The organism is Anaerolinea thermolimosa (genome assembly GCF_001050195.2).
Taxonomy (GTDB): Bacteria; Chloroflexota; Anaerolineae; order Anaerolineales; family Anaerolineaceae; genus Anaerolinea; species Anaerolinea thermolimosa.
The window spans coordinates 2,780,017-2,792,602 of record NZ_DF967965.1; the positions used below are offsets into that span (position 1 = coordinate 2,780,017).

Here is a 12,586-nt window from a genome sequence, read left to right on the forward strand (position 1 = left end):
CGGGTGCTACGCACGCACGCCGCCCTCATAGAAGAAGGCTTCGGGGTGGTAGGTGGAAAGACCGTACGTATCCCAGCCGATGTAGGCCTTGGCCGGAGGCAGGTTCCGCAGGTTCTTGTTGAACAGCAGCGGTGCGGGGCACTCGAGCACCAGCCCAATCTCCAGCGGGTTGTCAGCCAGCCAGTCAAAGATTTCCTGGCCCAGCTTCACACGTTCATCTTCCGAGACCACCGAGGTCATCTGGTCGTAGATGTTAAGCAGTCTCTTGATGTGATCCGGGGGTTCCACCAGTCCGGGGGCCGACTTATCAGGAGCCTGATACCACTGCGCCCACTTGGCGGCCGGGCCTGCCTGGCCTTCGTTCGTGGTCGGGATGAACCAGCACATTTCGATGGGCATCAGCATGTCGGTGCAGCGGTCGGCGTGCCAGACGGTAACCTGAACCTGTCCGTTCGTCTTCCGTTCAACCAGGAGCGAGTCCTGCACCTCTTTGGTGGTCGCATCAATCCCTACCTCGCGCCAGTACCCGATGATCATTTCGGTGATCTTGGGCACCGCCGGTCCAACACGGATGCCGGAGTGTTCGAGGTTGTAGGTGAGCTTGGTGCCATCCGGGCGGGTGCGCATGCCATCGGGGCCTTTCTTCAGACCCATCTCATCCAGCAGGCGATTGGCTTCCTCCGGGTCATACTGAGCATAGGCCGTACCGTACTTTTCCTTATAGTACTTGGAAGCCGGCATCGGTGACATTTGCCCCATGCGCGCCGTGCCAAAGAAGATCGTCTGGTTGATCTCCTCGCGGTCGATCGCCAGCGAGAGCGCCTTGACAAAGCGCGGATCGTTGACAATATCGTACAACCCCTGATCCAGCTTGCCATCATCCGTGAACGGCGCGTGGTTGGGGAAGATCGTCACCCGGTCGCCCATGCAGGAGATGTAATCACCGACGATGAAGTTCGCCTTGGGTTCGTTCTCTTTGTAGAACGGATACTCCATCATGGTCACTTCATGCTGACCAAGGATGTCGAGCTCGCTCTGCGCTACTTTAAGCTTGGTCACCTCGGTGTTGGCGGCGTAATCGAAGCGCATCTTGTCAATATAGGGGAGCTGATTACCCGCTTCGTCAACCTTCCAGTAATAGGGGTTGCGTTCCCACAGGTAGATACCCTCTTTCGGGTGCTCGACCACGTTCCAGGCCATGAATTTGGGGAACTCGATCACGCCATCCGGCCCGCCCCAGACACCCGGTACCACCTTGGAGTTGTAATACTGCACCCAGGTCTCCAGTTTGGCAGCCTTGGCGGCTTCTTCCAGCTTGGCCTTATCGGTGTATTTGGCATGGAATTGCTTGAGGTAGTGGCTGGGGAAGATGAAGCCATCATTGCCCGACCAGCGGGTCATGTGAGCGGCAAAGTTTCCGAAGGGCACCACAAAGGTAAAGCGGAAGGTGTAGTCATCCAGGATATCCACCTTCATGTTTTCGCCGCCGAAGCGGAACTGCCACCATGGTGCGGCATTGATGTCGGTATCGGCCATGTGATCTTCCCACCAGAAGCGTACATCCTCGGTGGTGATCGGCTCGCCATCCGACCACTTCATGCCCTTGCGCAGGCGCATCGTCCAGGTCTTGCCATCGGGAGTAACTTCCCAGCTTTCCAGCACGTTGGGCACAATGGTCTTGCCATCCTGGTCTGAATAGACCAGCATGCGCTCGACGATCAGGTCGTAGGCGCTCACCCACCAGACCGGGTCAAACATATTGACCCGCAACTCACCACCGTAGGTACCAATCGCCTGGCGATTGCTCACCACCAGCGGGTTCTCGGGCAGGCGTTCTTCCAGCGGCGGCAGCTTACCGCTATCCACCAGCGGTTGCAGCATGGGGGGTTCTTTGACGGCAGCGGGCATTTCCGGCGCTTTGGTCGGCTCAGCCTGAGGCTGCTCGGGGGCTTTGGTCGGTTCGGCCTGGGGTTGTTCAGCGGCCTGTGTGGGGGCTTGCGTCTCAGGCGGTTTGGGGCTGCAGGCCGCAGCCACAGCTCCAAGCACAGCCACCGATGACAGCTTGATAAAATCTCGACGCTTCAACTTGCGGTCCATTCTCTTTCCTCCAATGTTTCAGTCAAAAAGGAAATCTGAAGTTTCTATCCGGTGAACGCCACCGGCACCAAATTGGGTCATCGCGTCTGTTCTTCCTTATCCTCTACCCTCCATTATTTTACAAAATATGGCTTCACTTTAGCATAGCATCCTGAATCACGAAATTCTTGCACTTAACGGACATGGTTTTGGATTATTAGGACATATCACCCGGCTACTCCACCTCGTCTCCAAAGTCCAAACGCAGGAGATAATCCTCCGTACGCACCTCCATCTTCTCGCAGGGCAAAGGAGTCTGCGTGAAAGGATTATCGAAGTGCAGGAAGCCATGCAGGGGTTGTTCCTCGCCATTGACGACGAAGGGGTCCTCCCAGCCAAAGGTCAACACATCACCCCTGATCGTCTCCCATCTCACCTGCTGTCCATCCACATGCAGAGGAGCCGCCAGCACTTTCTGCTGGAAGGAGGCAAAATCTCCATCCAGCGCTGCCCTCCCAAGCTGACAGAGCCAGATGTTCTCCAAACCTTCAGAGCGTAATTCGCGGTATGCTGTTCGGCCACTGTCGGCAATTTGCATACCGTTCACGGCTATGAGCGCCAGATAACCCTCTCCCTGCCGGGCAAAAGCCGCGTTCCCCTGCAGGGCATACTCGTCAAACGAGCGGGTCGGGAAATAAGCGTGGGTAAACGGCATCCGAACATCCGTAGGGAGCCTATAAAGGGCAATCAGAGCATCTTTCCACTGAGCCACTCGCGGCAGCACGCCATTACCAAGCCAAAAATTGGGCGTGTGGATATCGTTCTCCTGTGCGCACCCCGGATGATTGACGAACACCGGTGCCTGCGGCCCCAGGGTGGCCTGCCAGATATGTTCACGCGCCCCCCGTTCACCGGGGCGATAGTCCTGCGCTGAGCAGAGCATGGCATCGGGCGTTCGGTAGGTGACCTTGTTCACTGCCCTGTCAGCGCAACCCTGCTGTTCCCGGCTCCACATCTCGCCGGGCAACCCGGCGGCAATATCGGCGATAATGGGCGGAAGTTCATACTTCCGCATACACGCCAGGCTTACTGTACCGGCGATGTGCCGGTTGAATACCCCCATTCCCCACATTAACCGGGTAATCCCGCTGGTGGCTTCCAGGTACCCGCTCTTCAGGCTCCAGGTCGTGGCCCAGCCGCGAGTCGATCCGAACACTCCCCGGAAAGAATTGAGCGCCAGCGAGAAAAAGATTTTATCCATCAGCACCGATCCAAGTTCCCAGACGGCCTCCGTGCGCGCCAGATCAACCAGGAAAGCCAGAGCCGTCAGCGTATCTGCGTAGATTTCCGGCGCATCCCAGCCAGTGAATCCCCACCGGCCGTGCTCTTTCATCCACGCCAGGGCACTGGTCTCGCCCCGCTTTCGCAACATGGTACCGGTGATCCCCAGCGGCTGAAATGTCGCCTCGGGGTAGAGTTGACCGGCCAGAATCTGGCACACCGCGCGCAGGAAGCTGGCACTTTCGGCGGGCATCAGCGAAGAATCAACCGGAGGTACCTCAACCGGGAAGGCATATTCAATCACCCCCGCCTTGATCTCCTTTTTAATCCACCGTGGAAAGTCGGGCTTGCTTCCAAACCTGCCCACAGCCCCCAGTAGCCCTAAAAGCTGGCGTTCGCTGGCAATTTCCTGCCTCTGGATACTTTCCAGAGCGCCAAAGATCACCTGACGGTCAACCTGTTTCCAGCGGCCCAGGGCCATTTTCGCAATTTCTGCAAACAAATCTTCTTCACGCCGGGCGGCATCGATCAACGCTTCCTGACGCCGTTCTTCGATACTGCCATAAGGCCCATCTGAAAACCGGTTGCGCCCCATCACCCAGGCAGGCAATTTTTTGGTCACGCGGATATGCGTGTCGTACATCTCCCAGGCCCGCGGCATAAGAAAGGCATGGTAGGGGCCTTCCAGGAGCGAAACCGAATCACCCAGGAACAGCGCCTGCCCCGGTTCACCCACAGCTTCGGCCTGTCCATAGATACGCCCCGTGGTGGTTTGAAAACGCACGTCCTGGTAGACCTCTTTTTCGATCCAATCCGGCCAGTGCAAGTAAACCTCCTGCCCGGCCGCGTAAACATCACGGTCAAGGTACACCTGGTTGAACACCCGCTCCAGATCATTGCGCCGTTCCAGTGCAGGAATCAGGGTGGGAATGTGCACCTGAATCCCGTCACCATCTACACGGAGCGCCATCACCAGCAATGCATCAGGAGCAGCAATTCCACCGAACCGCACCAGAACATCATTGGCCCCGTCCCTGAGATCCACTGTGAAGCTGGTCTCCACAGGCACATCAGACAGCGGCGCCCACTGGAAAACCCGCTCCTCATTGACCCAGACATCGGCCACACCCGCCGTGATCAGCGTGAACGTCACCAGGCGGGCCTCAGAGCTGACCAGCTGAGTGTACGCCCAGGAACGAAGGTAAGCCCCACCGGCCACCGCCTGGGAATGATCAACCCAGTGGTCTTCCAGGCAACGATAATAAGACCATTCGCCTTCATACGCGCCAATTTTGAACTTCCCTTCCTGCAGTGGGCCACACTCCACCGGCTGACGGGTAATACCCGAGCGTTCATCGGCAAAGGAGGCCACGATCTGGCGTTTCTCTTCCTCGCTCAGAGCCACCAGCGGCCTGCCCGGCGAAAGGCTTTGCGGCCCTGCCACAAGCCAGTTATGAATGAACCCCTTCTCCAACGGATAAACCACATACGATAATGTCATTTTCTTCTCCACACAAAACAAAGGGTAAGGTCAGATCGAACAGTTTGCCAGGCAGCCCCCGCCCGGGGGCTCTTTTCAGGAAAGATGAGGTTTACGGCTCGAAAGATAAATGGTTCCCACCCCAACCGTCAATTCAACCGCCAGAAGTACCCAGCGCATCCAGGGTAAGGGGATGGGATCAACCCAGATCGCTTTAACGGCATCGGCCAGGAAGATCAATAACACCTGTGGGCCCAGCACCCGCCCCACACGCCGCCCCAGGTCACCCTTTTTTACTCCTGTTCGGAAATAATTTTCCACCAAAATCATCAAGATCACCCAGATCAGTCCGGTGCCAAAGACAAAAACCCGGTCGACCAGCTGAGCCTGAAAGCGGCGCTGGAAACTTTCGCCAATATAATAAAGGCCCAGCACGCCCAGCAGGGCATCGCGGCCCAGCAACATGAACCCGAGCCAGAGCAGGAACGAAACAATCCACATGGTATAAGCCAGGAGATACCCTGACCATTGTTGAAGCTTCTTCATGGCATCCTTCTCGATTCTACTCTTTTAGAAGTTTAAATGCCTAACCTGGAAAGCACCTGCAGGAAATCACCATACAGAACGGGCATTTGCAGATGGATGTCCGCCCGGGCACTGGATTGCCCATCGGTTTCTCCCTGCCAGGAACACACCACCACCGGAATGCACGCAGTAAACTTGTTCGATCTAAGCCCCGGTAGAATAGTGCGGCTATAAATCGAAAACGGGCCGGCTTCCATGACGATCAGCGCTGGCTTTTCACTCATGGCTACCGCAATCACGGCCTGTTCATCAGGAGCGGAGAACAGCAAGGGGTGCGCCGATTCAACCACATACCTGCGCATCAGATAACAGAAATGGGAATCGACGCCAATGACCAGGATGCTGTTGTTGCTTGAATGACTCATGGCCTCCCCGTAGGTTCATCCGCCTGCCAGTAGAAAAGAAAAGCAGGACATTCTCCTTTCTCTAAATGGTAATAATCTCATCCGTTAATTTCTTCCACTATTCGGACGAACACTTGTATTTCTCGGACAATTCAACCCCGCTGGCTTTGCACATAAGCCCGCGGTGAAATACCCACCTCCTCACGGAAGACACGCGTGAAGTACCCTCCAGAAGAAAAGCCCGCTTCCATCGCCACTTCAGTAATGCTCAGTTTTCCCTGATCCAGCAGGCCTTTGGCCACTTTGACCCGAAACCGGTTGAGATACGTGATCGGAGAAAGCCCAATTTCATTCTGGAAGCACCGCGCCAGGTGCCGCTCGCTCACCCCCACATGGGCGGCAATATCACTGCGCGAAATGTCTTCCTTATAATGAGAGTGAATGTACGCCATTGCCTTCAAAACCAGCCGCTGAGATTCCGTCCCCGGTTTCCGCGAGCGCAGCAGAGCGGTGGTTAACGTTTCGAGCATTTCTTCTCGGGTAAAAATTCCCTTGCTGAGAACCGCTGTGGCCCCCTGGTTGAGGCGTTGAATATCTTCCTCGGTAAGCGCCTGACCGGTAACCACCACTACCGGAATGTTGCGGCTGGCCTCACTGGCACGCAGGGCATCCAGAACCGCAAACCCGTCCATCTCCGGCATCATTAAATCCAGAAGGATCAGGTCAGGGCGCTCTTGCTTCACCCTTTCAAGCGCTTCGCGCCCACTGCTGGCCAGCAATACCCGGTTATCAGACGATTGGGCTTCGACAATCCGCCGATGTAAATCCAAAATCCCCGGGTCATCGTCCACGATCAACACGGTTTTTCCTTGAGGTTGCTCTTGCCCGGTGAGACCACTCTGAATATCGAGTGACATCAGCGCCTCGGTAAGTAAGGCTGCATCCACCGGCTTGGTCATGTAATTCAACTCCAGCAGGGCCCCTGCTCCCTCTCCTCCATCCTCCAGCGCATAGAAGAAAACCGGCACATCCGCAGTGGCTGGTTTTTCTTTCAAATGTTTCAGAATATCCCAGCCCCATTTACTTGCAAGGCCTCGATCCAGAATGACCGCTTCTGGGGGGGCCTGGTATATCCAGTCTCGCCAGCTCTTCTCGTCCTCTGCCATTTGCAGGTTCACTTCGAACCCTGCATTGGAAAGGTGCCCCCGAAGAACCTCACCGGCCTCCCATTCTTCAACCAGAATCAACACCCGCTGGCGGTCTTCCAGAACATTTCCGGGTTCTTCTACCGGGACGGGACGATCAATGACCGGGAGGGTAAAATAAAACATGGAACCTTCCCCTTCTTTCCCCGAGGAACACACGGCCAGTTTTCCACCGTGCATTTCTACCAGCCGCCGACAAATCGAAAGCCCCAGGCCAAATCCCCCAAAACCTCGCGCTGTGGTGCGGGAAGATTGTCGGAATTCGTCAAAAATAACCTCCTGTTCCTCCGGGGGAATCCCCAATCCCGTGTCGCTGATAGCCACCGTCACCTGATGGTCTTCGACAAAGGCTGTCAGCAAAACGTATCCCTGCTGGGTGAACTTGACCGCATTGGTGATCAGATTCAAAATGATCTGGCGCAGGCGGGTACGGTCACCAAGCACCCAGGGAAGATGACGTGGGTATTCAGCAGACCAGGCCAACCCCTTATCTCGCGCAAGTTGCTTTCCAATCACCGCAACCGAATCCAGCACCTCGCGCAGATCCAGCGGCTCGCAGGAAAGGCGAATTGTACCCACATCCAGGCTGCTTAATTCGATCACATCGCGAATTAACCCATCCAAATGCTGGGCGCTGATATAAATACGCTCGAGGTCTTCCCAGTTCACACGCGCTGTACCGTTCTGATGGGTCTCCCGTTCTCGCAAGAGCATATTACTCAGCCCGGAGATCAGGTTGAGGGGAGTGCGCAATTCATGGCTGACCATGGAAAGAAAACGGCTCTTTAAGCGGTTGGCTTCTTCGGCTTCTCGCCGCGAAGCCAGCGCCTCCTGGTACAGGCGGATACTCTTGATCGCCGCCATAAGCTGTCCGTTGACCAGCCCAAATTGCTCCAGGTTACTCCCTTCATAGGCCACAAAACCTTCCGTCTTTTCCCCCGATTGTAGCGGCAGCAAGACCAGGTTAAACGGTTCAAAGGTCGAGTACAGCCCCGCCGGAGGGAACTGGCGAGTCACAAACCGGCGTTGACCACTGTTTGCCTCCGTCCCAACCGCCTGACGGCTCCAGGCAAATGGATCGTTGTTTTCTTCCTCATAAAAGAAAACCTCGGCATGACGGATTCCCAGAAGCGGCATGAACCGATGAAAAACATCAATGAGACCTGCCTCGCTGCCCGCCGCAAAGAACTGAGCCATCATCAGGCTGTTCACCTGAGCCAGAGATGAGCTGTGTACCAGGTTGCGATAGGACTCGCGCCGGGCCAGGTCGCTGATCGCCACCCGCGCCTGGTCAAGCATCTCTTCAGCCAGCCGATGACGCCCCGACCCCTTACTGCCAAGGATCTCTCCAAGTCCCTCACGGAGAACGGTAATTGCCTTCTGGCAGACGTGTAAATCTTCTCCCCGCATTGATAAGAAATCTAAAACCTGCTGGAGCGACTCTCGAAACCGCACCGGCTCCTGGGTTTCAATGCTGGCAAAAAAGTTTTCGGTCAGGCGCCGGCTTAACCGCTCGACTTCATGCAACGCCATCAATCCCACATCATTGAACAGCGCGTTGGCTATCAGTTCGCTCAATTCATCCTTCAGAGTCACACCGGAGGCGTGCCCGGTGCCTTTCCCCAGGCTTCCTGCCGCAGAGCCTTCCACATCTCCCGGCAGACAACCACACGACTCGCGAATCACCAGTCGCGTCGACACATGCACCACCGGGGGATTCCTGTCTTCACCGGTGAGAATTTCATGCAACACTTCTGCCGTGCGATATCCCATCTCAAACATGGGATAATGCACCGTGGTTAAGGAAGGCACATTGGCTCGTGCCTCCAGGCGATCGTCAAAACCGACGACCGCCACGTCATGAGGGACATGCAGACCGGCTTCGCGCAACACATCAATCGCCCCGATAGCCGATTGATCATTACTGGCAATCAGGGCGCTGAAGGGACGTTTTTTGGCCAGCAACCGTTGCATGGCCTCGCGGCCGCCCGCCTCGTTGTGATACCCATACTCCACCAGCTCAGGATCGTAAGGCAGGCCGGCATCAACCAGTCCCTGCATGTATCCTCGCAGCCGGGCAAGGCTATCTCCCTCCAGGTTAGAACGCCTCCCTGCAATAAAGGCAATCTGCCGGTGGCCGTGTTCAATCAGGTGAAAGAGAGCCTGCCTGACGCCATTGTAGTTATCCACCATGGCTCCTGGCCCGGCCTGCCAGTCACCGGTATAGGCTACCGGGAACCCCCGCGCCTGCAGATCCCGGATATAGTCTAACCCGGCCAGGTTATGAAAAGGGGGAATAGCCAGAATGCCATCGCAGTTCCAGTGACCTACGGGGACGAAATCGACATCGGGGAGGTTTAATGGCCAGGCCGGCCGATTGACGCTGGTGTGTACCCCTGATTGCAACACACCACAACCGATCAGCAGATTCCAGTCTAATTGCCGGGCAGCTGCCTGGATCCCCCGGATGACGTTGGAGAGAAAACTATCCAGAACACCAGTATAAGCCTGCCACCCGGCAAGAACACCGATGGTAAACCGGCGCCGCCGCGCTATGGGATACATGTTCATGCGAACGAAAAGTCAGCAAAAAAGGTCAAAGGCGACTCTCTCCTGAGATTTTAACATGAAACACGCCCCGGCACATTAAGTCAGGTAAAGACCACGTTTATCCACCTGCTCCTACCGCATGACCAGTGGTAGAAAAACCGTCTGGCAGAAGGTTTGAGGAAGAACCTGATACCCCACCCCATCGCTCTCCACCCGAACCGTGCCGTGGCAATCAGTACGCCAGATGGTCACCCCGGCCTGGCGAAGACGGTCGAGCACTGCCGGGGCAGGGTGGCCGTAAGAATTTGGCCCCACTGAGATCACCCCTTCCATCGGGCTCGCCGCCGCCAGAAAGCCATCGCTGGTAGCTCCGGCACTGCCATGGTGTGAAACCTTGAGCACCTGTGCTGCCAGGGGCGTCTGCCGGGCAACGATGGTCGCCTCTACCGTGGCATTGACATCACCGGTGAACAAATAACGCATCCTTCCAAAATCAACCCGAAGGAACAGGCTATCCCGGTTGGTATCAGTCTGACTGCAGGCGCTCCCCGCCGCTGGATGAAGCACATAAACCGTCATCAATCCCCATTGCAACACTGCCGGAAAGCGTATCTCTTCGAACGTAAGCCCCCGCTCAGCTGCAGCAGCTTTAAGCTCGCTCCAGGTTTGCGTATCATTCTCACAGCCGTTGGAAATCGCCCGCAGGATAGAGAGATCCCTCGCCTGGAAAACACCGATCAAACCACCCACATGATCGGCGTCGGGATAGGTGGCTACCACAACATCCAGCTCGCTAATACCCTGCTGTCGCAGAACCTCTAAAATCGCCCCGGTAGCGCTTTTCTTCCCTCCATCAATGAGCACATCGAAACCGTTCCCGTCGCTCAGGAGTGCGGCATCGCCCTGCCCCACATCGAGAAACAACACGGATTGAGGCGCATCGGAATGAACACCGCCGCCGATCAATCCAAAGGCAGACAGAAACAGGCACAATACCACACCCAGAATGAAGATTCTTCGTTTATCCATCCTTATAATTGTAGTGTGAAAACCATCCACACCAAATGCGATACAATGAAGCTATGCAACTACCAACCCACTTCATCACCGGTGTGCTGATCGATCAGCTGATCCAACGATCCACCGTACCATCCAGAGCCAGGCCCGCTCTGATCGCTGCAGGGTGCTACCTTTCTCATGGCCTGCTGGATAAACTCGCGCGCGCTACCTATCATCCCCCTGATCCTCTGCATGACCCATTCTGGATCACCTATCACAAACGGATTCTCCCGCTCTTCACCTGGTTCACGGCTTTATGGTTTGGCCCCAGACACTGGTTTGCCATGCTCTGGGCGGCCCTTCCCGACCTGGATTGGGTGGTGCGCGGCCTTTCAGCACGTTTCGGTTGGAGCATCCCGGGCTGGAACCGCCCTGTTCTTAATGAAAGCCTGCACACCGCCCTCAATCATGTCCCGGTGGTCAACAGGCTTAATCGCCTGCCCGACCTGCGCTACGACCGCCGTGGCGCTCTGGTAGAAGCCGGCCTGGTAACTTTTCTCCTGGCTCTGGTGATCCTGACCCGCCCTCCCCGCCATCGATAAACGCGCTCCAGGGATAGAGGGGAGGTCTCTTTGAATGTAAAAAGGATTGAAAAAGATGGCCACATCTCCGCCTCTGCCCGAACCCAATCCTGTGGGAGCCGAAGGACTCCCATCAGGAGAAACACTTCCGCCTGCCTCGGAACCCGAAGCAGTTAAACCCTCACCACTGCCTTCCACAGCCGAAAACCCTTCAGTCCCGCCCCCTCCAGCCACCTTTACCCGCACTCAGATGGGTTGTGCTTTCGCATTAAGCTTCTTTCTCACCCTGGGCCTGTCGCTCTTCCTTACGCTGGGTATCCTCGCCAGCCTCAATGGAGGGTTGCGCTTTGCCTCCCAGGCTCAGGTGGCCTCCCTCAGTGCCAGGATGGAGGCCATGGAAACCCGTCTTGGCCAGCTCTCTACCGATATCAATACCCTGCGTGAGCGGGTCTCCAGCCTGGAAGCCCTCGGAAAACGAGTCACCACAGTGGAACAGGCAACCCGCTCACTGAATGACTCTGTAGAGAGCCTTTCCCAACAGGCCGATGAAAACGCGGCCCAGTTGAACGCGTTGCAGAAAGAATTCAAAGCCCTGCAGGAGCAAAATGGCCGCATCCAGGCCTTCCTGGAAGGTTTGCGAGACTTGCTGACCGGCATCTTTCCCCCGGAGGTAAACACGCCATGACTGCTTCCATTTCTCCTTCCAGCCGTCCTTCTCTTTTGAGTCGTATCCTCCGTTTTTTGCTCCTGTTGTCGGTTTTCGTGGGAGGGGTGATCCTCGGCGTGGCAGGGTACACCTTTCTCTTTACAACCAGAGACTGGTTTACCCGCACTGTTTCCGAAAATGAAACCCGCCTGACCCATCTGGAGGCCCGGCAAAACCAGCTCGAGACCCAGACTTATGAGCGCCTGAACGATCTTCAGGCGCGTGTGGGAGATCTCGAGGTGCAGAGCGACAATTTCAAACTGCAACTGGATGAAGAATCGGCCCGGCTGGACCTTCTCCCAACCCTCGAAGGCTATCTTGCATCCAACCGCGAGGCCCTCCCCACCCTCCAGCGCCAGATTACTGACCTGCAAACCGGCGTCAAATCGCAGGAGCAGACTCTCAGCCAGCTGGAGGCAAAGTTGACCGCTCTGGGGCAGGTGGCCACCACTCAGGCTCAACTGGAAGCCACCCTGACGACCCTCCAAACCCAGATGCAACTCACCCGCGCCGCAACCGCGCTCGCGCGCAGCCGTCTTGCTCTGTCTGAAAACAATTTCGGACGGGCTGCTCTGGAGCTCGATCAGGCTTACCAGCTCCTCCTCGCCCTGAAAAACACCGCCCCTGCTGAAAAAGCTTCCCTGATCGATGTGCTCCTGGCACAGCTTGATCTGACCCGACAGGCCATTCCCTCCCGCCCGGTTGTAGCCGCCGACCAGCTCGATGCCGCCTTGAGCGCCCTCAACCTGGGTTTCGAGCCCACCCCCACACCACTCACG

9 protein-coding genes are annotated in these 12,586 nt (G+C 56.5%); 3 read left to right on the plus strand and 6 right to left on the minus strand.

Going from position 1 to position 12,586, the window contains the following annotated elements; all coding sequences use genetic code 11:
- Positions 1-6 precede the first annotated feature (6 nt).
- The 6 genes from ATHL_RS12575 to ATHL_RS12600 form a co-directional block, all read right to left on the minus strand.
- Positions 7-2,097 (minus strand): ABC transporter substrate-binding protein, encoded by a 2,091-nt coding sequence (locus ATHL_RS12575; protein ID WP_062194310.1) that lies wholly within the window; start codon positions 2,095-2,097, stop codon positions 7-9.
- A gap of 214 nt (positions 2,098-2,311) precedes the next feature.
- Positions 2,312-4,858, minus strand: coding sequence for a hypothetical protein (locus ATHL_RS12580; protein ID WP_062194318.1), 2,547 nt, complete (start codon positions 4,856-4,858; stop codon positions 2,312-2,314).
- A gap of 75 nt (positions 4,859-4,933) precedes the next feature.
- Positions 4,934-5,383 carry a hypothetical protein gene (locus tag ATHL_RS12585; protein WP_062194321.1) on the minus strand — a complete coding sequence of 150 codons (450 nt, stop codon included), beginning with the start codon at positions 5,381-5,383 and terminating at the stop codon, positions 4,934-4,936.
- 32 nt (positions 5,384-5,415) lie between these two features.
- A complete protein-coding gene (locus tag ATHL_RS12590; RefSeq protein ID WP_062194325.1) occupies positions 5,416-5,787 on the minus strand; it encodes a hypothetical protein in 372 nt (123 codons plus the stop codon).
- Between the two features lie 131 nt (positions 5,788-5,918).
- Entirely contained in the window at positions 5,919-9,542 is a 3,624-nt protein-coding gene (locus tag ATHL_RS12595; RefSeq protein WP_062194332.1) for a substrate-binding domain-containing protein, read from the minus strand.
- A 111-nt stretch (positions 9,543-9,653) separates the two neighbouring features.
- Positions 9,654-10,550: a ComEC/Rec2 family competence protein gene (locus tag ATHL_RS12600; RefSeq protein ID WP_062194334.1), complete on the minus strand. Its 897-nt coding sequence runs from the start codon at positions 10,548-10,550 to the stop codon at positions 9,654-9,656.
- A 53-nt stretch (positions 10,551-10,603) separates the two neighbouring features.
- On the opposite strand from ATHL_RS12600, the gene ATHL_RS12605 reads away from it, so the two are divergent.
- From ATHL_RS12605 to ATHL_RS12615, 3 genes are all read left to right on the plus strand, one after another.
- Entirely contained in the window at positions 10,604-11,122 is a 519-nt protein-coding gene (locus ATHL_RS12605; protein ID WP_062194337.1) for a hypothetical protein, read from the plus strand.
- Between the two features lie 55 nt (positions 11,123-11,177).
- Positions 11,178-11,786: a hypothetical protein gene (locus tag ATHL_RS12610; protein WP_062194341.1), complete on the plus strand. Its 609-nt coding sequence runs from the start codon at positions 11,178-11,180 to the stop codon at positions 11,784-11,786.
- The coding region (locus tag ATHL_RS12615) for a hypothetical protein (RefSeq protein ID WP_162787702.1) at positions 11,783-12,586 on the plus strand (804 nt) is incomplete at its 3' end. The genes ATHL_RS12610 and ATHL_RS12615, both read left to right, overlap by 4 nt.